This is a genomic window from Bradyrhizobium sp. (genome assembly GCF_035652035.1).
In the GTDB taxonomy this organism is placed as follows: Bacteria; Pseudomonadota; Alphaproteobacteria; order Rhizobiales; family Xanthobacteraceae; genus Bradyrhizobium.
In genome coordinates, this window is the sequence record NZ_DASREO010000078.1 from 1 (window position 1) to 22,259 (window position 22,259).

Below are 22,259 nucleotides of genomic sequence, written 5' to 3' on the forward strand. Positions count from 1 at the left end.
CGTCTCCGGAAAGTGGTTCAAGGCCGCGCACTACACGGTGCGCAAGGATACCCACGTCATCGACATGGACGAGGTCGCGCGGCGCGCCGAAGAGGTGAAGCCGAAGCTCATCATCGCCGGCGGCTCGGCCTATGCGCGCCATTTCGAGTTTGCGCGCTTCCGCGCCATCGCCGATGAAGTCGGTGCCTTTTTCATGGTGGATATGGCGCATTTCGCCGGCCTCGTCGCGGGTGGCGTCCATGCCAACCCGGTACCGTATGCCCACGTTACCACCACCACCACCCACAAGTCGCTGCGCGGCCCGCGTGGCGGCTTGATGCTGTGGAACGATGAGTCTCTCACCAAGAAATTGAACTCGGCGGTATTCCCGGGCCTGCAGGGCGGGCCGCTGATGCATGTGATTGCCGCGAAGGCCGTGGCCTTCGGCGAGGCGCTGCGGCCGGACTTCAAGATCTACGCGAAGAACGTCGTCGAAAACGCAAGAGCGCTTGCCGAAAGCCTGCGCGCCCACGGCCTCGATATCGTCTCCGGCGGCACCGACAATCACCTGATGCTGGTCGACCTTCGCCCAAAGGGGCTGAAGGGCAATGTTTCGGAGAAGGCGCTGGTCCGCGCCGCCATCACCTGCAACAAGAACGGCATCCCGTTCGATCCCGAGACGCCGTTTGTCACCTCGGGCCTTCGCCTCGGCACGCCCGCCGCGACCACGCGCGGCTTTGGCGTGGCCGAGTTCAGGCAGGTCGGCGGCATGATCGCCGAAGTGTTGAATGCGATCGCGCAAGCGCAGGACGGCAAGGCCCCCCTGGTCGAAGCCGCCATCAAGGAACGGGTGAAGGCGCTCACCGATCGTTTTCCGATCTATCAGTAAGGCGTTTTTCGGATGCGTTGCCCGAGCTGCAACAGCCTCGATACCCAGGTGAAGGATTCCCGTCCGACCGAAGATTCGTCGGTGATCCGCCGGCGGCGGGTGTGCGTGTCCTGCAATTTCCGCTTCACCACCTTCGAGCGCGTGCAGCTTCGCGAGCTCACCGTGATCAAGCGCAACGGCCGTCGCGTGCCGTTCGATCGCGACAAGCTGATGCGCTCGGTGCAGGTGTCCTTGCGCAAGCGTCCGGTCGAGACCGAGCGCGTCGAGAAGATGGTCTCCGATATCGTGCGCGAGCTCGAGAGCAGTGGCGAGGCGGAGGTTTCCTCGGAGACGATCGGCGAGATCGTGATGGAGCATCTGCGCCAGCTCGACGACGTCGCTTATGTTCGCTTCGCCTCGGTCTATCGCAATTTCCGCGAGGCCAAGGACTTTGAGGCCGTGCTCGGCGAGCTCTCCGGCGAGGACGATGCGCGGATCACGCTGCTACGAAAATGATCTTCCGTATCCTGGAAGAACAACTCGCACAGAAGTCGAAGGATTCGAAGGCGGCTGACCGGCGCTTCATGCAGCTTGCGCTCGCGCTCGGCCGCCGCGGCCTCGGGCGTACGTGGCCCAATCCCGCGGTCGGGGCGGTCGTGGTCAACGACGGCGTCATTGTCGGCCGTGGCTGGACGCAGCCCGGCGGGAGGCCTCATGCGGAGCCGGTGGCGCTGGCGCAGGCGAGCGAAGCTGCGCGCGGCGCCACGCTCTATGTGACGCTGGAGCCTTGTTCGCATGTCGGCAAGTCGCCGCCCTGCACGGACGCCGTCATCGCGGCCGGCATCAAGCGTGTGGTGTCGGCGATCGAGGATCCCAATCCGGAGGTCGCGGGGCAGGGCCATGCGAAGCTGCGGAATGCGGGGATTACGGTCGATGTCGGGCTGGAGGCGGAGGAAGCCGCCCGCGCCCATGCCGGTCATTTCCGTCGGGTCCGCGACGGGCGCCCACATGTGATCCTGAAACTCGCAGTTTCCAGCGACGACAAGATTGCCGGGGCGGGACACAAGCAGGTGTCGATTTCAGGCGAGATCGCCAAATCGCGCGTGCATCTGCTCAGGGCCCAGTGTGACGCCATTCTGGTCGGGATCGGCACGGTGCTGTCGGACGACCCGCTGTTGACCTGCCGCCTGCCGGGCATGGAGGCGCGGTCGCCGGTTCGCGTTGTGCTCGATCGGAGCTTGCGGATTCCGCCGAAAAGCCGACTGGTTCATTCGGCGCGCTCGACGCCGCTTTGGGTCGTCACCTCAAACCGGGCCGAAGCGCCTGCGGCGGCGATACTGGGCGCTGCCGGCGCGCAGGTGATCCGGGTCGCATCGACACCGGCCGGGCTTAATTTGCCAGCCGCCCTGCATGCGCTCGCTGAGCGCGGCATCACCCGGCTTCTGGTCGAGGGCGGCGCGCGCGTGGCGTCATCTTTCGTTGCCGCCGGCCTCGTCGACGAATTCTGGCTGCTGCGCGGCCCGAAACCGGTCGGCACCGATGGCGTTCCGGCGCTGGATGCATTGCCGCTCGCCACAATCACCCAGTCGTCCGCCTTTCGCGTTCGTGCTAGCGAGAGCCTGGATTCCGACATCCTGACCGTTTACGAGCGCGCCTGAATGTTTACCGGCATTGTCACCGACATCGGCGAAATCATAAGTCTGGCGCAGGTCGCGCAGGGACAATTGCATCGCATGCGCATTGGTTGCCGGTATGACCAGGCTGGAATCGCGGATGGCGCGTCGATCGCCTGCAACGGCGTCTGCCTCACGGTCGTCTCGTCCGGCGTCGATAATGGCAGGACCTGGTTCGACGTCGATGCCGCCGCCGAAACGCTTTCGCTGACCACCGCGAAGCATTGGGCTGTCGGTACCCGGCTCAATCTGGAACGGGCGCTCAAGATTGGCGACGAACTCGGCGGCCACATCGTCGCCGGCCACGCGGATGGCGTGGCCACGATCCTCAGCCGTGAGGACTTGCCTGACATGGCGCGGTTTGAACTCGATACCACGCGGGAACTCGCCCGCTTTATCGCGCCGAAGGGCTCGATCACGATCGACGGCGTTTCGCTCACCGTCAACACGGTCAAGGACACCGCATTTTCCGTGCTCATCATCCCGCACACGCTTCAGGTGACGACCCTGGCGTCCTGGCGAGCGGGCAGCGAGGTCAATATCGAGGTCGATCTGATGGCACGTTATGCGGCGAGATTGACGGAAATGAAATGATGGCTGACGCATCCCGCGATGCCCTGACGGTTGCGCGCATTGTGAGGGTGAATCACGCCGGCGAATTTGGTGCGATCAGAATTTACTCCGCTCAGCTTTTGGTCGCCCGACGCTTGTGTCCGGACTGCGTGGCCGCCTTGTCGGAAATGCTTCGGCACGAGCAGACGCATTGTGCCTTGTTTCGGGCGGCGATGCCGCAACGACAATCGCGGCCATGCCGCGTCATGCAGCTCTGGAGCTGGGGCGGGTGGCTTTTGGGTTTCTTGACGGCGTGCCTCGGCAGGAACGGGATCTGGGCCTGTACTGCCGCGGTCGAAGCAGCAGTCCATCGCCATCTCGATGACCAGCTCCATTTCCTCGAGAAACGAGACACCGAACTTCGGGACATTATCCAGTCGATACGAGTCGAGGAACTTGCGCATCTCCACCACGCCGAGCAACAGCTCCACTCCAATGCGATAAGGTTGCGGCTACTTCGGCAAACGATTTCAGCTATGACCGACGTGCTGATCTGGCTTTCTACCTGGGGAGATTCAACGCTAATGGCGCGTGTTTTGGCGGCTTCCGCTGCGCGGCAATCTTAGGAGATTGGGCAGGCAGTCTTGGCTTGGAATTGTTGTCGGGGCCGACTACAAAGGCCGAAATTCAAGGTCGCGAGTTGCATTTCGCGGACCTCAAAAGGATAGATGATGGCAGACGCGCGACGCGCACCCTTAAAGGACCAGACCGACATTTCCGGCGCACGGGCGCTGATTGTCGAAGCGCGTTTCTATGACGACATTCAGGATGCGCTGCTGGAAGGCGCAGTCGCAGAATTGAAGTCGGCCGGTGTCGGCCACGACGTCATCACGGTTCCCGGCGCGCTGGAAATTCCGGCCGCGATTGCGATTGCACTTGAGGCTGCGGAAAAGGCCGGCAAGCCCTACGATGCCGCGATTGCGCTCGGCTGCGTCATTCGCGGGGATACCATCCACTTCGAGATTGTCTCGATGGAATCCTCGCGCGCACTGATGGATCTTGCCGTGGCGAAAAAGCTTCCGCTCGGCAACGGCATCATCACCGTCAACACCGAAGCGCAGGCATGGGCTCGGGCGCGCGCCTCCGAACTCAATAAAGGCGGCGATGCCGCGCGCGCAGCAATTGCGATGTTGCGGATCAAGCGCCGGCTGGCAAAAAACTGATCATGATCGAGAACAAGAAAAAGCCCGCGAAGGGCGCAGATAAAAAGGCCAACCGGCGCGGCGCCGCAAGGCTCGCCGCGGTGCAGGCGCTCTACCAGATGGACATCGCAGGCGCCGGCATCAACGATATTTTCGCTGAATTCGAAAGCCACTGGCTCGGTAACGAGGTCGAGGGCGACAAGTACCTGCCGGCCGAAGCCGCGTTTTTCCGAGACGTGGTGTCCGGAGTGGTGCGCGATCAGGCCAAACTCGATCCCCTGATCGACGAGGCGCTCTCGAAGGGTTGGCCGCTGAAGCGGATCGACGCGATCCTGCGCGCGGTGTTGCGTGCCGGCGCTTATGAACTCGAACATCGCAAGGACGTTCCAGGCCGCGTCGTGGTTTCGGAATATGTCGATGTCGCGCACGCCTTTGTCGAGGCCGAGGAGACCGGCATGGTCAACGCAGTGCTCGATCAGATCGCGCGCCAGTTCCGCGGCAGCGAATTCGCGCGGGCCGGAGGCTGACGTGAGCGCCCCCGGTGCACATGCATCCGGTGAGGACTCTCTGATCGCGCGCTACTTCAAGCCGCTCGCGACCGATCCCGGCGCGTTTGGCTTGACCGACGACGCGGCCATTCTCAAGGCGCTTGGCGGCGACATCGTCGTCACCACAGATGCGCTCGTTGAAGGCGTGCATTTTCTCCCCGATGATCCGCCCGATACCATCGCGCAGAAAGCCCTACGGGTGAACCTGTCCGATCTGGCAGCGAAGGGCGCCGATCCCGCGGGCTTCGTGCTTGCGCTGGCGCTACCCAAGGTCGATGAGGCTTGGTTGGCGGACTTTGCGCGCGGGCTTGGTGCGGATGCAACCAGCTTCGGTTGCCCGCTGCTTGGTGGCGATACGGTTTCGACACCGGGCCCCCTGATGATTTCGATCACGGCTTTCGGCCGCGTCCCTCCAGGCAAGATGGTTCATCGCAGCGGCGCGAAGCCCGGCGACCAGGTGGTTGTTACCGGGACGATCGGCGATGCCGCGCTCGGTCTGGATATCCTGAAGCGAGGAAAGGTAGCGGCGGCGCTTGCCGGCGATGCTTTATCTCGCGAGCTGTTGGTCGGCCGCTACCGCGTTCCGCAGCCGCGCAACGCGCTCGCTTCCGCCATCCGCGCGCATGCCCATGCGGCCATGGACGTATCGGATGGGCTGGCGGGCGACCTCGCCAAGCTCTGTGCAGCATCTGGCGTATCGGCCGTGATTGATCTGAAGTCGGTACCGCTATCGCCGGCCGCGTCGAAGGCCCTTGCGGCCGGCGCCGTCGGCCTCGCCGAGATCGTCTCGGGCGGCGATGACTATGAGGTGCTTTGCGCGGTTCCCCCGGACGCAAGCGAGCAGTTCAGCCGCATGGCTGAGGTCGCGGGCGTCGCCGTCAGCCCGATCGGGACCATCATCGCCGGCGAATCTGCCCCGAAATGGCTGGATGAGGAGGGTAAGGAATTGCCGCTAGCGCATACGTCGTACAGCCATTTCTAGGAATTTCATGAAAATGGCCTGTTTGGTTGCAAATAGCTTTCGAAATCGGCTGTTTTTCCAGCCCTTGGCGTTGCGCCGGGGGTGCGATTTTGGCATGGTCCCGGCCGATTTCAGGCCGCCCGTTGGGCAGGGTGGGCCTGCTTTTTGTGCGCCGGCCGCGACCGCGGCCGTTGCGTGGGGGCCATCTTTAGAGATCTGAGGCAACTTCAATGACAGCATTATGGTTGATCGTGCTCTGCGGCGCACTATCCATCGTCTACGCCATCTGGGCGACCTCGTCGGTTCTGAAATCCGATGCCGGCAATCCGCGCATGCAGGAGATTGCGGCCGCGGTGCGTGAGGGTGCGCAGGCCTATCTGCGGCGCCAGTACACCACGATCGGCCTCGTTGGCATCGTGATCTTCGCGCTGCTCGCTTACTTCCTCGGCATCCTCGTTGCGGTCGGCTTTGCCATCGGTGCGATCCTGTCGGGTGCGGCCGGCTTCATCGGCATGAACGTGTCGGTGCGTGCCAACGTGCGCACCGCGCAGGCAGCGACCACCTCGCTCGCCGGCGGCCTCGAGCTTGCCTTCAAGGCGGGCGCGATCACCGGCCTTCTGGTTGCGGGTCTCGCGCTGCTCGGCGTCACGCTTTACTTCGGCTTCCTCACGTTCTCGCTGCACCTGCCGGTCAACGACCGGACCGTGGTCGATGCCATGGTCGCGCTCGGCTTCGGCGCGTCGCTGATCTCGATTTTTGCCCGTCTCGGCGGTGGCATTTTCACCAAGGGTGCTGACGTCGGCGGCGACCTCGTCGGCAAGGTCGAAGCCGGCATCCCCGAGGATGATCCGCGCAACCCCGCAACCATCGCCGACAACGTCGGCGACAATGTCGGCGACTGTGCCGGCATGGCGGCCGACTTGTTCGAGACCTACGCGGTGACGGCGGTCGCCACCATGGTGCTGGCCGCGATCTTCTTTGCCAAGGCACCAGCCCCGGTTCTCGCCAACATGATGACGCTGCCGCTCGCCATTGGTGGCATCTGCATCATCACCTCGATCATCGGCACGTTCTTCGTCAAGCTCGGCGCGAGCCAGTCGATCATGGGCGCACTTTACAAGGGCCTGATCGCTACCGGCATCCTGTCGCTGATCGGCGTCGCCATCGTCATCCACCAGCTGATCGGCTTCGACAAGCTGCCCGGCGTCGACTACACCGGCTTTGCGCTGTTCGAATGCGGTGTCGTCGGCCTCGTCGTCACCGGTCTGATCATCTGGATCACTGAATACTACACCGGCACCGACTATCGCCCCGTGAAGTCGATCGCGGCGGCCTCGGTCACCGGTCACGGAACCAACGTGATCCAGGGTCTGGCGATCTCGATGGAAGCAACCGCTTTGCCAGCCATCGTCATCATCGCCGGTATTCTCGTGACCTACAGCCTTGCCGGCCTGTTCGGCATTGCGATTGCAACAGCGACCATGCTTGCGCTGGCGGGCATGATCGTTGCGCTCGACGCTTTCGGTCCCGTCACGGATAACGCCGGTGGTATCGCCGAAATGGCCGGTCTGCCGAAGGAAGTGCGCAAGTCTACCGACGCGCTCGACGCGGTCGGCAACACCACCAAGGCCGTCACCAAGGGCTACGCGATCGGCTCCGCCGGTCTCGGCGCGCTGGTGCTGTTCGCGGCCTATAACCAGGACCTCCAGTTCTTCATTGCCGATGGGGCGCACCACGCCTACTTCCAGGGCATCAAGCCGGATTTCTCGCTGAACAATCCTTACGTGGTTGTCGGCCTGCTGTTCGGCGGCCTGCTGCCCTACCTGTTCGGCGCGATGGGCATGACGGCCGTCGGTCGCGCAGCCGGCGCGATCGTCGAAGAGGTGCGCCGTCAGTTCCGCGAAAAGCCCGGCATCATGCAGGGCACCGACAAGCCCGACTACGGCAAGGCGGTCGACCTCCTGACCAAGGCCGCGATCAAGGAAATGATCATCCCATCGCTGCTGCCGGTGCTGTCGCCGATCGTGGTCTACTTCCTGATCTATGCGATCGCGGGCGGCGGTGCGGCCGGCAAGTCGGCGGCGTTCTCCGCGGTCGGCGCGATGCTGCTGGGTGTGATCGTCACCGGCCTGTTCGTGGCGATCTCGATGACCTCGGGCGGCGGCGCCTGGGACAACGCCAAGAAGTACATCGAAGACGGCCACTACGGCGGCAAGGGCTCTGACGCCCACAAGTCAGCCGTAACCGGCGACACTGTCGGCGACCCCTACAAGGACACGGCAGGTCCCGCAGTGAACCCGATGATCAAGATCACCAACATCGTGGCGCTGCTGCTCTTGGCAATCCTCGCGCACTGAAACGCGACTGTCTAAATGAAAAACCCCCGTGGCTCTGCCGCGGGGGTTTTGTTTTGCGCCAGCCGCGTCGCAAAGCGCGCACGTCGCGGCCACCGACCTTATTATTTGTCGCCCTGGCCGATATTGAGCGCCTTGAACAGCGGCGCGACATAGTTGATTTCCTGGCCCGAGGTCGGCGTGGTGCGGCTGATGAAGTCGAAAATCATGCCGTCTTTCATTCCATAGTTGGCAAGACGCCGTACCTGGCGGTTCTTGTCGAAGTAGACGGCGATGACGCGCTGATCGGTGATGTGGTCGCTCATGAACGCAAGCCGCCGCTCGGCGCGCTGCGAGATATAATAGAAGACCTCGCCGTTGAGCGTGGCGACGGTCGACGGCGTTCCCATCACGATCAGGACCTGATCCTGACTGGCGCCAATCGGGATTTGTTCAAGCGCGCCCGGCGGCAGGATGTAGCCCTTCTGGAATTGTTCTCCGCAACCGCCGACCACGGCGCATACCAAAACGACTGCGGCCGCGGTTCGTAGACCGCGCCAGCCGGAGCTGCGTGCAAAACCTGTCAGACTGGACTTGATCATCCCCGAATGGGTCCCCTTGCGTCAGGTGCGGCCTTGGCGTACCCGGCAGTGCGCTTGATTGCAACAAAGTCCCAGCGGGTCACAATGCTTTGGCCGTTCAACCACTTCAGCAAACCCCGGCTCGCGCGCGGCACCATTGAGGCCATCTATGGCATGATCGTGACGCAGACGCGAGAACCGGTGTTCTACCGGGAACTCGGTGTGGCCGATACCGTTAATGGCCGTTTCGACCTGCTGTTGCTGCATTTGTGGATGGTTTTGCGGCGATTTCGCTCCGCGGGAGGCGCGGGCGATCTCTCGCAGGCCCTTTTCGATCATTTCTGCGCGGACATGGACGCCAATTTGAGGGAAATGGGCGTCGGCGACCTCGCCGTGCCGAAGCGAATGCAGGCCTTTGGCGAAGCGTTTTATGGCCGTGCCAACGCCTATGACGCCGCATTTGCCGATGACGAGGCGTTCGCCAAAGCGCTCAGCAGGAACGTCTTGAACGGCGAGGGCATGGAAAATGCGAGGTGGCTGGCCACTTATGCAAAGTCGGTGTTGGCCCGCCTCGACGGCGTTGACGATACCGCTCTTCTCGCTGCCGCGTGGACTTTTCCTGTGCCGGCCGACGCAGGCAAATCTCATTCCTGAACGGTGATAGCTAATGAATCCCGCTGACCCCTGGCGTGTCCCTGTCATTGTCGCGCAAATACCGGATACTGGTCTGCATCGCGCCTTTGAAGCGAGCGACGCATCGCGCGCGGCGATGGCCAAGATTGCGGGACTGCGCGCGGTGTTATCGGCGAGCGCTTCATTCGACCTGAAGCTCAAGAGCAATGGGCGCGTCCACGTCACGGGCGAGGTCCGTGGGCGGATCGGACAGACCTGCGTCGTGACGCTCGAGCCGATCGAGAACGACATCACAGAGGTGGTTGACCTGATGTTCGCGCCACCGGAGCAAATTCCAACGCTTGCGGCTTTGGTCGATGAAGCTGCTCAAAGCGAAGATGAAGAGGTCCCTGATCCGCCCGAGCCGATCGTCAACGGCGTGATTGATCTCGGCCGGCTTGCCACTGACGTGTTGTTCTTGGCGATCGACCCTTATCCGCGGAAGTCCGATGCGGTGTTTGAGGCGCCGGCAGAAATCGTCGACCCCGCCGATCATCCGTTTGCTGCACTCAAAGCGCTGCAAACAGACCAGGGCGCTTCGACGACCAAGAAAGGTCCCAAGGACGGCGGTGGCAGCAAGGCGGGATGATTGCTTCCGCGAATTCCAGTGGAACCGGTTCCTCGGGCAATGGACTTAAGCAACTGAAATAATTTATATTATTTGGCTGTTGCGATTCTGCTGCAGTGGCATTTGTGCCGCAAAAGGTGGCGGTCAAGAGGTTGTGTCGGTATGGGGAAACGCTATTGTCGCGGCCCAGACCGGCGCGGTTTGGTGCCTTGCCGATCTCCGCGACCGTGGTGGTTGTCGGGGTTGGCAGTTCAAGTCCGATGAGAGGTCGGTTTCGGGACGTTCATGCCCAAAAAGGTTCGAATAGCGCTTGACGCCATGGGGGGTGACGTCGGCGCATCAGTCGTTATTCCCGGCGCCGCCATCTCGTTGACCCGACATCCCGACACGGAATTTCTCCTGTTCGGCGATCGGAGTGTGATCGAACCGCAGCTCGCCAAGCATCCGGCGTTGAAGGCGGTCTCGTCCGTCATTCACACCGACGTTGCCGTCAGCATGCACGACAAGCCGAGCCAGGCCTTGCGGCGCGGGCGCAAGACTTCATCGATGTGGCTGGCTATTGATGCCGTGAAGAAGGGACAGGCTGACGTTGCGATATCCGCCGGCAATACCGGCGCCCTGGTGGCGATGGCGCGGTTCTGTCTGCGTATGCTGAACGGCATCGATCGGCCGGCATTGGCGGCGATCTGGCCAACCAAGCATGCCAAGGCCGTCGTGCTCGATCTTGGTGCGACCATCGGCGGCGACGCGCGCCATCTTGTGGCGCTCGCCGCAATGGGAAGCGCGATGGCGAGTGTTCTGTTCGACAAGGCGCGCCCGACCGTGGGCCTCCTCAATATCGGCGTCGAGGAAATGAAGGGCCACGAGGAGATTCGCGAGGCGGGGGAGATGCTGCGCGCGATGAACTTGCCGCAGCTCGACTATATCGGTTTCGTCGAAGGCGACGGGATCGGCAAGGGGGCGGCTGACGTCATCGTCACCGAAGGATACAGCGGAAATATCGCGTTGAAGGCCGCCGAGGGAAGCGTGCGCCAGATGATGGATTTGCTGCGCAGTGCCATCGAGGCGAGCTGGCTCTCGCGCATCGGCTACGTGCTCGCGCGAAGCGCCTTCCGCTCGCTGCGGGAGAAACTCGATCCACGCAACTACAATGGAAGCGTGGTGCTCGGCCTCAACGGCATCGTGGTCAAAAGCCATGGCGGAACCGACGCAGACGGCTTTGCCTATGCGGTCGATGTTGGGTATGAAATGGCCAAATACGATCTCCTCAACAAGATCAACCAAATGCTTAAAAGCGACGGTGGCACGCTGGTCCCAGCCTCTGCCACGCAGGAGGCTGTCTCGTGACTGCAATACGCTCGGTCGTGCTCGGCTGCGGCTCTTATCTGCCGCAGCGGATCTTGACCAATGCCGAATTGGCGACACGGATCGACACTTCCGATGATTGGATCATCCAGCGCACCGGAATTCGTCAGCGCCATATCGCTGCCGAAGGCGAGTTTACGTCGCACCTGGCGGTCAATGCCGCACGCGCGGCCTTGGCCCATGCCGGGGTCGATGCACAATCGATCGACCTGATCGTTCTGGCGACCTCGACGCCCGACAACACCTTTCCGGCGACGGCGGTGGCGGTTCAGAACGACCTCGGAATTCATCACGGTGCGGCCTTCGATTTGCAGGCGGTATGTTCGGGCTTCGTGTTCGCACTTGCCACGGCCGACAATTTCCTGCGCAGCGGCGCGTTCAAGCGCGCGCTCGTAATCGGCGCCGAGACATTCTCGCGAATTCTCGACTGGAACGACCGCGGCACCTGCGTGCTGTTCGGCGACGGCGCCGGCGCGGTGGTACTGGAAGCCCAGACGCAGCCGGGAAAGGCCTCCGACCGCGGTATTTTGACGGCGCATCTGCGATCGGACGGGCGGCACAAGTCGAAGCTATATGTCGACGGCGGTCCGTCCTCGACCAAGACCGTGGGCCATCTCAGGATGGAGGGACGGGAAGTCTTCAAGCATGCGGTCGGCATGATTACTGACGTGATCGTCGATGCTTTTGAAGCGACCGGGCTCACCGCCGACGATATCGACTGGTTCGTCCCACATCAGGCCAATAAGAGAATCATCGATGCATCCGCACACAAATTGCATATTGCGCCGCAGAAAGTCGTGCTGACTGTCGATCAGCACGGCAACACGTCCGCGGCATCGATTCCGTTGGCGCTGGCGGTGGCCGTTGCCGACGGCCGCATCAAACAGGGCGATTTGGTGTTGTTGGAGGCCATGGGCGGCGGCTTTACCTGGGGATCGGTGCTGATCCGGTGGTGAGTCCCCGCAAATTAATCCCGAATTTTACGTGTTTCTTTCGTGTTATGAAGCTAGGACGGCAGTTGACCGTTAGTACGTAACCTCCTAATTTCAGTAGCGAATATGTGTTCGCCGAGAGTGGGGCAGGCGATGACTGGAACCGGAAAAACCGTAACGCGAGTTGATCTGTGCGAGGCCGTCTACCAGAAGGTGGGGCTGTCGCGCACGGAATCATCGGCGTTTGTCGAGCTGGTATTGAAAGAGATCACCGATTGCCTGGAGAAGGGCGAAACGGTGAAGCTGTCTTCGTTTGGCTCGTTCATGGTGCGCAAGAAGGGCCAGCGGATCGGCCGAAATCCGAAGACCGGGACCGAGGTGCCGATCTCGCCCCGCCGGGTGATGGTGTTCAAGCCGTCGGCGATCTTGAAGCAGCGCATCAATGGTCATGGCGCCGGGAACAACGGCAAGGCCGAATAGGCGAGCCGTCTCGCCAGAGCGAGGATAGAGGAGCGAGCATTTGGACAAGGCGCCGGATGCCTTCCGAACCATCAGCGAGGTCGCCGACGACCTCGACATTCCGCAACATGTGCTGCGGTTCTGGGAGACGCGCTTCTCCCAGATCAAGCCGATGAAGCGGAGCGGCGGCCGCCGATATTACCGTCCCGACGATGTCGACCTGTTGAAGGGGATCCGCCGTCTGCTCTACGGCGAGGGCTACACCATCCGCGGCGTGCAGCGCATTTTGAAGGAGCACGGCATCGGATCGGTGCAGCGGCTCGCAGATGCCAACGCCATCGCCTCGTTCGGCGCGATCGAGGAGGTGGTCGGTCAAAGCATTCTCGAAAATGGCGATGACATTGCACCGTCGATGGACCTCGACGACGACGACTATGACAGCTCCGAGGAGAGCGGTATTCCCCGCTTTGCCGAGCGCCGCAGCCGGCGGGAGCGGGAAGTCGAAAGCTACGAAGAGGAGGAGGCGATTGCGGGCGTCGCCGATATCGTCCCGATCGTCGATGTGGCGCGTCTGAAAGGCGTGCTCGAAGACCTCATCGCCTGCCGCCGCCTGCTGGATGCCGCGCTCAAGGACGGCTGAAAGCGGTTTTCGCAAAATCCGAGGTAACCGGCTTAACCAATTGATGGACCGGGCGATCGCCCGGCCCGCCGATCACCCACCTTGCGCGACCGGCTGATCAAAGCTAAGGGATCGGGCGTCGGAGCGTGGCGCAGCCCGGTTAGCGCACTAGTCTGGGAGACTAGGGGTCGGAGGTTCAAATCCTCTCGCTCCGACCATTAATGAAGGGTCCATTCCGGGCACATGGGTTACATTTCATTGCGAAGACATAGGTAACACTCTCGGTCCGAAGGGATTTGCAAGGGGTTCGAGCCTGCAAGTCTCGTCGTCGAAGTAGCCGAGATCATAGTCTATGAAGCTGACGAGCCAAATGCGGTCGTCGGTTTGCTTGATGCCGACGGTCTGGCCAGCGAAGACCTGACTGAGATTAATCTTCTGGTTATTGAAGCAGATGCGGCCGCAGGTGGTGACGGTGGCTGCCTTGTCATGAAGCGGATAGTCGAGGTCCGGCAAGCCGCGATATGGCCGTGACGAGGGCTGATAGCGCTGTGCGGGACACTGCATGTTGAGCGCCTGGTGGGGTCGCTCGTTGTTGTAGCCGTCGATGAAGTCATCGAACCTGGCCTGCTGCTGCAGGAAGTTTTTGGCGGCCGGCTTGGTGGCTTCCAGCTTCAAGGTCAGATGCATGCGCTCATGGCGGCCGTTCTGCTGGGGATGGCCGGGCTTGATGCGCTCGATCTCGATGCCGAGTCTGAGCCACCAGACGGAGAGCTTTGAGAGATTGAACAGGGAATTGGGACTGGCAAAGGGAACGCCGTTATCGGTGCGGATGGCCCGCGGCAGGCCAAATTCCTTGAACACGCTTTCAAACACCGCGAAGGCATAGAGCTCCTTGGTGGTGTGCAAGGCTTCGCAGGCAATGAGATAGCGGCTGGCGAAGTCGGTGATGGTCAACGGATAGCAGTATCGTCGATCAGCAAGCATGAACTCGCCCTTGTAATCGGCACACCACAGTTCGTTCGGTTGGGCCGGACGGGAGAGTGAAGTGCCCTGGGCCCTGTTGCGTCGTCGGGTCTGGCGCTTGACCAGGCCATGGCGGTCGAGCACCGCGTGCACCGTGCTGATCGCGGGCGCGTGCACATCAGGATAAAGCCGGGAAAGCCTTTCCCTGATCTTCGGGGCTCCCCAACTCGGCTTGTCCTGCTTGACGCGCACGATCAGCGTCTCGATCTGGACCGGGAGCTGATTGGCATGGCGGTAGGGCCGGCGCGAGCGGTCCGTGAGCCCTTCTAGGCCTGTCGCGTTGTAGCGTGTGAGGATCTTGTAACCGGTCTTGCGGGAGATGCCGAACTCTCGGCACAGCGGCGCCATCTGCTCTCCATCCAGCAGCCTGGCAATGAACCTCAGTCGTTCGTCCATGGGTTTACACACCTTCCAGGGCATCTTGCGCTCCCCGCAAAAGGCCCAATTGTGTAACCCATGTCTCCGGAATGAACTGTCACCCCTCTCTCAGGAAGGGCAAAAGACTTAGATCGGGGTTCGTGCTCCTCGCGATCTCGTGAAGCGGTTTCTTCGCAGCGGGGCGGCGAAACCAAATCTCAGCCCCACGCAGCCGTTTTTTATAGCTAGCGACGTTGGCCGGAAACGAAGCGTGCTCAACCTGGACATCACTGATCAACAACGGAGTTCGATCGTGACCAAGTCAATTTGCAAGCCCGCTTTGATTGCAGCGTTCGTCATTTCCTTTTCGATGTTGCCGACCTCAAGTCACGCCTACAGCCCGGAGGCGCAGCAGATGTGCACCGGAGACGCTCTCCGGCTTTGCAGCTCCGAGATTCCGGATATTCCCCGGATCACGGCTTGCATGATCAAGAACCGCGCAAGCCTGAGCTCTGGCTGCAGGTCCGTGATGGACAACGATCAGGCCGAGCAATCCAGATAACGAGAGAGCCGTCCGCGAGACGTCTTGGGATGTCGTGGCAGCTTCTCCTCCTGCAACCCGGATTGACCGCGAGCGTTACCTTTGGAAGGTTGGAGGCGCTCATGGCCAAGCACGGCATAGAGACGCGGGATATTCGAAGCGGGACTTACGATCCCATCAACAGGGACGGTCGCCCGCAGTCGAATCAAGTGCGCGACAAGGCGACGCCACACGAGAAAGCCCAATGGGGCGCGGATGTCAGGGCCGATCCTCTGCCGGGAACCGAACCCGTCTTGCCAGAGGGATTGGTGAGGCCGCCCGCCGGGCCGCTCAATCCGCGAACCGGCCGGAACAAGACGAAGTAGCGCCGTCATGTTCCGTCGGCCTGGAATCGCTAGGCGCGGATAAAATCCAGGGTCTCCCTCATCACCTGATCTTCATGGGTCAGCACCAGGCAATGTGGCGCGCCCGCGATAACAACCAGTTTGCTGCCGGGTATGAGGCGGGCTGTCTTGGCGCCGGTGATGGGCAATGGTGCGCTTGCATCCTTGTCGCCGTGAACAATCAAGGCGCGCCGATCGATCTTTCCCACCGCGCTGCGCAGGTCCGTCGACGCGATGGTGGCGCGACAAGCGAGAGCAACCTGCAACGAGACGTCAAGCATCATCGTTTTGATCCAGTTGCGTGTCGCGGCGATGGTCTGCGGTGTAAAGAACGGCGCCTCGTTATCTGCAATCCATACGGGGAAATTGCTGGCGATGGCGCGGTATTGCGCTTCGATTGCGGCTTTCGGCACGCCATCGGCGTTGTCGTCCGTCTTCGTCAGATAGGGTGTCACGGGCGCGAGAAGGACGAGTTTCGATATTCGGTCCGACCCATGGCGAGCCAGATAATTGACGGCTTCGATCGAGCCCATGGAATGGGCGACGAGGATTGCGTCGCGCAAATCCAGCTGATCGAGTACAGCAGCGACGTCGTCGGCAAGGCTATCGGCATCGTAGCCGTTCGACGGCGCATCGGAGCGCCCGTGACCGCGCCTGTCAGGCGCAACGCAACGGAAGCCGCTTTCGTTGAAGGACGCGATGTGGCTGCCCCAGACATTCGAATTGAAGGTCCATGCGGCCAAAAGGACGATCGGGCGACCGCTGCCCCAGTGCCTGGACGAACAATCGGGTTCCATCCTTGGCCGTGACGAAGCAGCGCGATGATGCCGTCGTGACGGGTGGTGCCGGCCTCGTTTGCGCGACAGCGGTCTTGATGGCCGCGGGCGAGCTACCCAACGTACCGGCGGCTGAGGCGCCAAGGATGGGCGTTCGGCGATTCATCTGAGGATCCCCTTCATGGAAGAACCGCACGGGCTCTTCGAGTTGCAACGTTTAAGGCTTGGGCGCGGGGAAGACCTCGCACCCCTGAGGCATTCGTATCGGGTGCCTGAAGATCAGCTCAGGTCGAGGCCGGCACGAGGTCGAGAAAGCCGGTCACGGTCGCGATCTTGTCGCCGTCGCGCGCGATGAAGTCGGTGCCTTTCACGATGGCGGCGCCACCTTTGGGACCAAGCGCCCACGAAAATCGCACAACGTCTGCGTGACCATCCGCCTTTCCGGACAACGAAAAAGTCAGGCCCCGGAATCGCTCCTGCACCGAATTGATGATGCTGTCGATTTCGACGAGACCGGCGGCCTGTGCCATCGGATCCAGATAAGTCGCGGCCGGCGTCCAGGTCGATTCCAGCAAGGCGCGACGGCGTGTGGCGTCGCGCTCGTTCCAAACAGCGATATAATCTTCTGCGACATTTGCAGCGGTCCTCATCTCACGGCCTCCGTTGGGTTTGGCGTTTGAACAGCAACATCCTGCGTCGCGTCGCCGCGTCATGCCATGAAGTGGGAGGTAAAGGCGGGCTGGAATTTTTCCTCTTTGCCACGCAATATCCAGTTGTGCTGTAACCGTGATCTAAAGGGAGACCATGGAGACCCTCTCGCAGACTGAATCGCCACTGGCTTGGCCCGCAGGCGTGCGTACCGAGCAGATGCGTGTCACCGATGGCACTCAATATGTGCGCGTCGCTGGCAGCGGCCCGACTGTCCTGTTGCTTCATGGATTTGGCGACACGGGTGACATGTGGGTTCCGCTCGCCAAAGTCCTGATGAAGGATCATACCGTGATCGTCCCCGATCTGCGCGGCATGGGCCTCTCATCGCATCCGGAGGGCGGTTACGAGAAGATGGCGCAGGCGCGCGACCTTGCTCATATCCTGGATCAGTTGCGGATCACACAGGTTGCATTGGTCACGCATGATATCGGCAACATGGTCGGCTATGCATTCGCCGTGCAGTATCCCGAGCGGACGACGAAGTGGGTCGTCATGGATGCGCCGCTACCCGGCATCGGACACTGGGACGAGCAGCTGAAGAACCCCAAGGTCTGGCACTTCAATTTCCGCGGCCCGGATGTCGAGCGGCTGGTTGCGGGAAGAGAACGTATCTTGCTCGATCGCTTCTATAACGAACTTTCGGCGACTCCCGCCAAAATCGACGAGGCGACGCGTAACCATTACGCGGCGCTTTATGCGCTGCCCGGTGCCATCCACAACGCTTTAGGTGGTCAGTTCGCGGCCTTTGCCCAGGATGCGATCGATAATCAGAAGCTGTTGGCCGAGAAAGGCAAGCTTGCGATGCCGGTGCTGGCGATCGGCGGTGACCACTCCTATGGCGCCTACCTCGCAACGGAGATCGGTTTTGCAGCTTCCAATGTTCAGACCGGCTTCATCACCAATTCCGGGCACTGGATCATGGAAGAGCAGCCTGAACAGGCGATCGCGCTGATCCTGCCGTTCCTGCGAGGGGCATGAGGCGCCGACCTCGCGTCAGGCTCAGCATCCGCCCGGCGAAAAGCCGTCGATCACGGTGATGTTCGCCGAGCCGCCATCGGTCGTGGGGATCGAAGGCGGACAGATGGTCGATGGGACGCTCGGCGCTGCTGCGGTCGTGCCCGCCGATTGCGTCGCGTTGTCGAGCCCTTCGCCTGGCAGCTGCCGGGGCACCTGCGAACTGCGCGAGGCCGGTGCGCTTATTCCGCTCGAGCTGCCGCCCGCTGGTCCCGATGTTGACGATCCGCTTGTCGCAGCGGCGGATGTTCCCGCGAAAAACGAACTGAACGGCAGCGGCGAGGTCGGCACGCTCAGCGGATCGGTTGCAGCGCCCGTTGCGGTTTGGGCATGGGCCGTCGTGATGATGCCGAGAAGGACAGCCGCTGTGAGGATCGAGCGTTGCATGGCGTTCTCCTGCCTGGCGACAAATCGCAGATCCAATCTGCGCTGCAAGACAACGCCCGATCCGGCGAAAAGAAAAATGAAGTTTAGGAAAGGTGCAGCGGGAACCGCGCGACGCTGATTTCAGAAGATGTCGCGGCAACAATCGTCGTTACGTTGCCACGCGGCCGGAACATGACGGCGCAGTGCGATCATCGGCGATGTCGAATGCGACTTGTCCGAAGCTGTTGCCGTGCTGCCAAATGCAACGGCAAATTCTGCGCAAGAATCAGACGCCGCCCGGCGCGACGTAGCAGTAGACGTAATCTCCCCTGCTCAGGAAGATGATGCCGTGACCTGTCGGATTGGACTGGTCGTATTTCAGCTTGTGGTTTGGAACCACAATCCTGGTTCCAATGTCGATATGCTTGCGACGCAGCGGCTCGTCGGGCCGGGAGTCCGTAATGATGGCGACGTATTTGTCGCCATCGACTTCGAACGAGTCCGCCCAATAAGCATCCGCTTCGCCGCAACACGAAACAGCGGGATTGTCGGGCTGCATCAGCGCCTGGTACCATTGGCGAATGAGCGGGTCTGTGGCTTCCCACTGCCCGAAATCACGGGCGCTCGCTACGCTCATCAACAAACCGAACGCTGTACAAAGGACGAGGCGTTTCATGCCGCACTCCTGTGTTGTTCCAGCCGTGTCGTTCGAAGCAATGTTCGTGCCGCGAATCGGTTGATGGTGATAGTCTATGTTAAAAAAATGCGACGCGTTGGCTGCGCAAATAATCCAAGTCGAAATGTTGTCAGCTGTGGCTTGGATGCACGGGAATCGGAGCATCTTGTCGTCAGATGCTGGCGGCTCGCGTGCTCTTCACGATCGATTGCGACGATGACGGCGCGGATTAGATTGTCGTCGCAGCAATCGTCGCCTTGCCATCCTGTTAATTCCCTCACGATGGGTTTCGCAGATGACCATTTTAAGGCCGGGCGATCTCGTCATCTTGAAATCCGGCGGCCCCGTGATGACGGTAGATGCGGTCAACACGGACATCTTTGACGACGACAAGGTCACGGGTGTGTTGTGCGTCTGGTTTGTCGGGAACAAGCTCGAGCGGGCGCGTTTCGATTGCAACGCAATAACTCATCCGCCGCCGCAAGACGTCTCTTCCGATCAAATGGAACCGCAGCCACCGGAGGCTGCCGGCGAATACAAGGCAATGATCGACGACATGATGGCGGCGATGAACGACCTGGCGGAGGCGTCGGAAAAGGTGTCGGGAGCTCCGCCCAGCAGGCCGAGGCGGGCGTCGGCCACGAAGGATGCCGCTGAGCCAAATACGCCGGCGCCGCGGCGTATGAACTAACCGGATGCCGTGCAGGTCTGCCGCCGGCGAAGGCGGGCGATTTCCTCTCACGAGGCAAGCGTCAGGCGGCGCGAACGCTGTCGAGGAATTCTTCGACGGCATCGCGCAGGTGGATGCTCACCTCGGAAAGCGCCTTGGCGGATTGCAGCATCTGTCCAGAGGTCGCCTCTGTTGCGTCCGCATCGCGGGCGACGCGCTCGACATTCTCAGCCACCTCGATCGTGCCGCCGGCCGCGGCCTGCACGCCATGCGCGATGTTCTTGGTTGCGGTGCCTTGCTCCTCGACGGCTGCGGAGATCGATGCGGTGATTTCGCTGATGCGCTCGATGGTCTGTCCGATCGCCTTGATCGCCTCGACCGACTCGCCGGTGGCGCGCTGCATGTTGACGATGTGCGAGCTGATTTCGTCGGTCGCCTTGGCGGTTTGACCGGCAAGATTCTTGACCTCCTGCGCCACCACGGCAAAGCCCCGGCCGGCATCGCCGGCGCGCGCGGCCTCGATTGTTGCGTTGAGCGCGAGCAGGTTGGTCTGTTCCGCAATCGAGGTGATCAGTTTCACGACGTCGCCGATTCGGTCGCCGGCGGCCGACAATTCCGCCATTCGTTGGTCGGTGGCGCCGGCTTGCTTGACGGCGTCGGCCGCAACGGTGTTGGAATCCTGGACCCGGCGGCTGATCTCGGTGATCGACTGGGAAAGTTCGTCGGACGCGGTCGCCGCGCTGCGAACGTGCTCGGAGGCCTGCCGCGAAGCGTCGGCGGAGTGGCCGGACATCTCAGCCGTGGAGCGCGCGGTCGTTGAAAGCTGCTGGGCATCCTGTTCGAAGCGATGGGACGAATTCAGCACCTGCTCGATAATTCCGCCGATCTTGGTGCGGAAAGCCTCGACGAACTGGTTGAGCTCCTTCTTGCGCTGTTCGGTCGCCGCTTTCTCCGAATTCCGCCGGTCAGCCTCGAGCTGATGGCGCTCGATCCGATTGCTCTTGAAGACGTCGATGGTCCGCGCGATGGCGCCAATCTCATCGGCGCGGTCGGCATACTGAACCTCGACATCCGTTCTGCCGTCGGCAAGCGCGGTGAGCGTGTCGGTCACGGCGTTCAGCGGTTTGGTGACCCGGCGAACCATCATCAATGTCGCGCTGAGGCAGAGCAGGACTGCGACTCCCCCGGCAATCGTCATGGCCCAAATCGCCTGATGCAGCATGCCGTCCAGTTCAGCCGTGGCAATGCCGACATAGATGATGCCGATCACCTTGCCGGAGGGGTTAAAGACCGGGTGATAGGCGGTATAGAACCGGCTTCCGAACAGGACCGCCGGTCCCTTATAGGCTTCGCCCCGGCGAATAATGGCTTGTCCGGGATGGTCTTCCGCAAGGTGCGTGCCGACGGCGCGGTCGCCATTCTCCTTTTTTACGTTCGTCGTTCGGCGCACGAACTGGTCCTTCGCGTCGTCATAGACGAAAAGTGTGGCATTGCCGCCGGCATAGGAGACCGCGCGGTCGACAATGCTGTGATCGGTGAATTCCGGCATCTTCGAAATGACAACGCGCTCGACGACGCCATCGCTGCGCAGCGTGATCTTTGCGTCAGGGTAGGCTTCGCCAAACGCCAGCGTGAGGGTGCGAAGGCTTAAGTCGATATCGCGAACGGAGCGGAGGTTGAAGTTGCGTGTCAACGACCAGTATCCGGCGCCGACCAGGAGCGTCGTGTTGATCACAATCAGAAGCGCGGCGCTCAGGACCGCCTTGGGCCCAAGCTTCAGCCGCAGGAGCGAGAAACGACTCCAGCCAGATTGGAACGTCATGAAAAATCCCCCAAAATACGGGGGTGATTCTACGGCCGTATACTTAAAATAATATTTTCGTGATCCTTTTAGAGGAAAAATCCTATACTATAGTACCGGAATTCGAGACAGCTGAGCGTCCTGTGCTCATTTTCGCAGCAAAATCCGGGGCCGAAACCCGGCCGGTCATGAGGCCGAGATGGCCATCAGGTAACGGATTCGGCTGCGGCAATTGGCGCTCCGCCGGCTCCCAAAATTTGCCGGAGAGTCCGGGCAACCATGCTGTTGGCGACGCTTTGAGCGCAATGTTATGAAGGGAATCAAAGGGAGTCTTTGGGGATGAGAGTTCTTCGTGCCGCGGCCTTATTGAGCGTTTTGCTCGCCAGTCCCGTTTTTGCGCAAGGGATCAAGCCGTCGGCGCCGACCGACCCGCCAAAGGGGCCGGGTGAACTCGAGACGGAGAAAAACACCAGCGAGGCCTACAAGAGGTCGCTGCGCAATATCCCCGATAAGCCTCCGGCCGACCCGTGGGGCGGTGCGCGCGCAATTGATGGATCGTCGTCAAACAGTACGACGCCGCCGCCCAAGCGAACCAAGGCCAGCAGCGGCACGAACTGATTTGACGAAAC

At 61.6% G+C, this 22,259-nt stretch carries 27 protein-coding genes and 1 tRNA gene; 21 read left to right on the top strand and 7 right to left on the bottom strand.

What is annotated here, in order from left to right; all coding sequences use genetic code 11:
• The 9 genes from glyA to VFB05_RS21260 all read left to right on the top strand — a co-directional run.
• Window positions 1-868: serine hydroxymethyltransferase (gene glyA, locus VFB05_RS21220; protein ID WP_325015816.1), on the top strand; the 868-nt coding region annotated here is incomplete at its 5' end.
• A gap of 12 nt (window positions 869-880) precedes the next feature.
• Complete coding sequence (nrdR, locus tag VFB05_RS21225; protein WP_325015819.1) at window positions 881-1,363, top strand: transcriptional regulator NrdR; 483 nt, start codon at window positions 881-883, stop codon at window positions 1,361-1,363.
• Window positions 1,360-2,505, top strand: coding sequence for a bifunctional diaminohydroxyphosphoribosylaminopyrimidine deaminase/5-amino-6-(5-phosphoribosylamino)uracil reductase RibD (gene ribD / locus VFB05_RS21230; RefSeq protein ID WP_325015821.1), 1,146 nt, complete (start codon window positions 1,360-1,362; stop codon window positions 2,503-2,505). The genes nrdR and ribD overlap by 4 nt, the downstream gene beginning before the upstream one ends.
• Window positions 2,506-3,114: a riboflavin synthase gene (locus VFB05_RS21235; protein WP_325015823.1), complete on the top strand. Its 609-nt coding sequence runs from the start codon at window positions 2,506-2,508 to the stop codon at window positions 3,112-3,114.
• Window positions 3,114-3,698: a demethoxyubiquinone hydroxylase family protein gene (locus VFB05_RS21240; RefSeq protein ID WP_414643232.1), complete on the top strand. Its 585-nt coding sequence runs from the start codon at window positions 3,114-3,116 to the stop codon at window positions 3,696-3,698. The genes VFB05_RS21235 and VFB05_RS21240 overlap by 1 nt, the downstream gene beginning before the upstream one ends.
• Before the next feature lie 105 nt (window positions 3,699-3,803).
• Window positions 3,804-4,295 (top strand): 6,7-dimethyl-8-ribityllumazine synthase, encoded by a 492-nt coding sequence (gene ribH, locus VFB05_RS21245; RefSeq protein WP_325015828.1) that lies wholly within the window; start codon window positions 3,804-3,806, stop codon window positions 4,293-4,295.
• Between the two features lie 2 nt (window positions 4,296-4,297).
• On the top strand, window positions 4,298-4,801 hold the full coding sequence (nusB, locus tag VFB05_RS21250) for a transcription antitermination factor NusB (RefSeq protein ID WP_325015830.1): 504 nt from the start codon (window positions 4,298-4,300) through the stop codon (window positions 4,799-4,801).
• 1 nt (window position 4,802) lies between these two features.
• Window positions 4,803-5,804 carry a thiamine-phosphate kinase gene (thiL, locus tag VFB05_RS21255; protein ID WP_325015832.1) on the top strand — a complete coding sequence of 334 codons (1,002 nt, stop codon included), beginning with the start codon at window positions 4,803-4,805 and terminating at the stop codon, window positions 5,802-5,804.
• A 209-nt stretch (window positions 5,805-6,013) separates the two neighbouring features.
• Window positions 6,014-8,140 carry a sodium-translocating pyrophosphatase gene (locus VFB05_RS21260; RefSeq protein WP_325015834.1) on the top strand — a complete coding sequence of 709 codons (2,127 nt, stop codon included), beginning with the start codon at window positions 6,014-6,016 and terminating at the stop codon, window positions 8,138-8,140.
• A 101-nt stretch (window positions 8,141-8,241) separates the two neighbouring features.
• On the opposite strand, the gene VFB05_RS21265 is transcribed toward VFB05_RS21260, so the two are convergent.
• Window positions 8,242-8,718, bottom strand: a complete 477-nt coding sequence (locus VFB05_RS21265) for an outer membrane protein assembly factor BamE (protein ID WP_325015836.1) — start codon at window positions 8,716-8,718, stop codon at window positions 8,242-8,244.
• An 84-nt stretch (window positions 8,719-8,802) separates the two neighbouring features.
• Between VFB05_RS21265 and VFB05_RS21270 the strand changes: the two genes are divergently transcribed.
• The 7 genes from VFB05_RS21270 to VFB05_RS21300 all read left to right on the top strand — a co-directional run bounded on the left by VFB05_RS21270 (window position 8,803) and on the right by VFB05_RS21300 (window position 13,530).
• The gene (locus VFB05_RS21270) at window positions 8,803-9,351 is read left to right on the top strand and encodes a ubiquinol-cytochrome C chaperone family protein (RefSeq protein ID WP_325015889.1); all 549 of its coding nucleotides are present in this window, start codon (window positions 8,803-8,805) and stop codon (window positions 9,349-9,351) included.
• Between the two features lie 13 nt (window positions 9,352-9,364).
• Window positions 9,365-9,958: a DUF177 domain-containing protein gene (locus VFB05_RS21275; RefSeq protein ID WP_325015838.1), complete on the top strand. Its 594-nt coding sequence runs from the start codon at window positions 9,365-9,367 to the stop codon at window positions 9,956-9,958.
• A gap of 264 nt (window positions 9,959-10,222) precedes the next feature.
• Entirely contained in the window at window positions 10,223-11,284 is a 1,062-nt protein-coding gene (gene plsX / locus VFB05_RS21280; protein WP_325015841.1) for a phosphate acyltransferase PlsX, read from the top strand.
• On the top strand, window positions 11,281-12,258 hold the full coding sequence (locus VFB05_RS21285; RefSeq protein ID WP_325015843.1) for a beta-ketoacyl-ACP synthase III: 978 nt from the start codon (window positions 11,281-11,283) through the stop codon (window positions 12,256-12,258). Before plsX ends, VFB05_RS21285 begins: the two co-directional genes overlap by 4 nt.
• A gap of 129 nt (window positions 12,259-12,387) precedes the next feature.
• A complete protein-coding gene (locus VFB05_RS21290) occupies window positions 12,388-12,714 on the top strand; it encodes an integration host factor subunit alpha (protein ID WP_325015845.1) in 327 nt (108 codons plus the stop codon).
• Between the two features lie 40 nt (window positions 12,715-12,754).
• Window positions 12,755-13,333, top strand: coding sequence for a MerR family transcriptional regulator (locus VFB05_RS21295; RefSeq protein ID WP_325015847.1), 579 nt, complete (start codon window positions 12,755-12,757; stop codon window positions 13,331-13,333).
• Window positions 13,334-13,452: 119 nt separating this feature from the next.
• Window positions 13,453-13,530, top strand: a tRNA-Pro gene (locus VFB05_RS21300).
• 37 nt (window positions 13,531-13,567) lie between these two features.
• On the opposite strand, the gene VFB05_RS21305 is transcribed toward VFB05_RS21300, so the two are convergent.
• Window positions 13,568-14,755, bottom strand: a complete 1,188-nt coding sequence (locus VFB05_RS21305) for an IS481 family transposase (RefSeq protein WP_414643233.1) — start codon at window positions 14,753-14,755, stop codon at window positions 13,568-13,570.
• A gap of 277 nt (window positions 14,756-15,032) precedes the next feature.
• Between VFB05_RS21305 and VFB05_RS21310 the strand changes: the two genes are divergently transcribed.
• Window positions 15,033-15,254, top strand: coding sequence for a hypothetical protein (locus VFB05_RS21310; RefSeq protein WP_325015891.1), 222 nt, complete (start codon window positions 15,033-15,035; stop codon window positions 15,252-15,254).
• A gap of 101 nt (window positions 15,255-15,355) precedes the next feature.
• Window positions 15,356-15,598, top strand: coding sequence for a hypothetical protein (locus VFB05_RS21315; RefSeq protein WP_325015851.1), 243 nt, complete (start codon window positions 15,356-15,358; stop codon window positions 15,596-15,598).
• A gap of 29 nt (window positions 15,599-15,627) precedes the next feature.
• Here the strand turns inward: VFB05_RS21315 and VFB05_RS21320 are convergent, their stop codons facing one another.
• Window positions 15,628-16,413 (bottom strand): alpha/beta hydrolase, encoded by a 786-nt coding sequence (locus tag VFB05_RS21320; protein ID WP_325015853.1) that lies wholly within the window; start codon window positions 16,411-16,413, stop codon window positions 15,628-15,630.
• Between the two features lie 263 nt (window positions 16,414-16,676).
• Complete coding sequence (locus VFB05_RS21325) at window positions 16,677-17,042, bottom strand: nuclear transport factor 2 family protein (RefSeq protein WP_325015855.1); 366 nt, start codon at window positions 17,040-17,042, stop codon at window positions 16,677-16,679.
• 154 nt (window positions 17,043-17,196) lie between these two features.
• Between VFB05_RS21325 and VFB05_RS21330 the strand changes: the two genes are divergently transcribed.
• On the top strand, window positions 17,197-18,081 hold the full coding sequence (locus VFB05_RS21330) for an alpha/beta hydrolase (protein WP_325015858.1): 885 nt from the start codon (window positions 17,197-17,199) through the stop codon (window positions 18,079-18,081).
• A 21-nt stretch (window positions 18,082-18,102) separates the two neighbouring features.
• On the opposite strand, the gene VFB05_RS21335 is transcribed toward VFB05_RS21330, so the two are convergent.
• Window positions 18,103-18,504 carry a hypothetical protein gene (locus VFB05_RS21335; protein WP_325015860.1) on the bottom strand — a complete coding sequence of 134 codons (402 nt, stop codon included), beginning with the start codon at window positions 18,502-18,504 and terminating at the stop codon, window positions 18,103-18,105.
• Window positions 18,505-18,769: 265 nt separating this feature from the next.
• Window positions 18,770-19,159 carry a hypothetical protein gene (locus VFB05_RS21340; RefSeq protein ID WP_325015862.1) on the bottom strand — a complete coding sequence of 130 codons (390 nt, stop codon included), beginning with the start codon at window positions 19,157-19,159 and terminating at the stop codon, window positions 18,770-18,772.
• Between the two features lie 295 nt (window positions 19,160-19,454).
• Here VFB05_RS21340 and VFB05_RS21345 point away from each other — a divergent pair, with 295 nt between their 5' ends.
• A complete protein-coding gene (locus VFB05_RS21345; protein ID WP_325015864.1) occupies window positions 19,455-19,850 on the top strand; it encodes a YodC family protein in 396 nt (131 codons plus the stop codon).
• Between the two features lie 61 nt (window positions 19,851-19,911).
• Here the strand turns inward: VFB05_RS21345 and VFB05_RS21350 are convergent, their stop codons facing one another.
• The gene (locus tag VFB05_RS21350; protein ID WP_325015866.1) at window positions 19,912-21,651 is read right to left on the bottom strand and encodes a methyl-accepting chemotaxis protein; all 1,740 of its coding nucleotides are present in this window, start codon (window positions 21,649-21,651) and stop codon (window positions 19,912-19,914) included.
• Window positions 21,652-21,969: 318 nt separating this feature from the next.
• On the opposite strand from VFB05_RS21350, the gene VFB05_RS21355 reads away from it, so the two are divergent.
• On the top strand, window positions 21,970-22,248 hold the full coding sequence (locus VFB05_RS21355) for a hypothetical protein (protein ID WP_325015868.1): 279 nt from the start codon (window positions 21,970-21,972) through the stop codon (window positions 22,246-22,248).
• The last annotated feature ends 11 nt before the right edge of the window (window positions 22,249-22,259 follow it).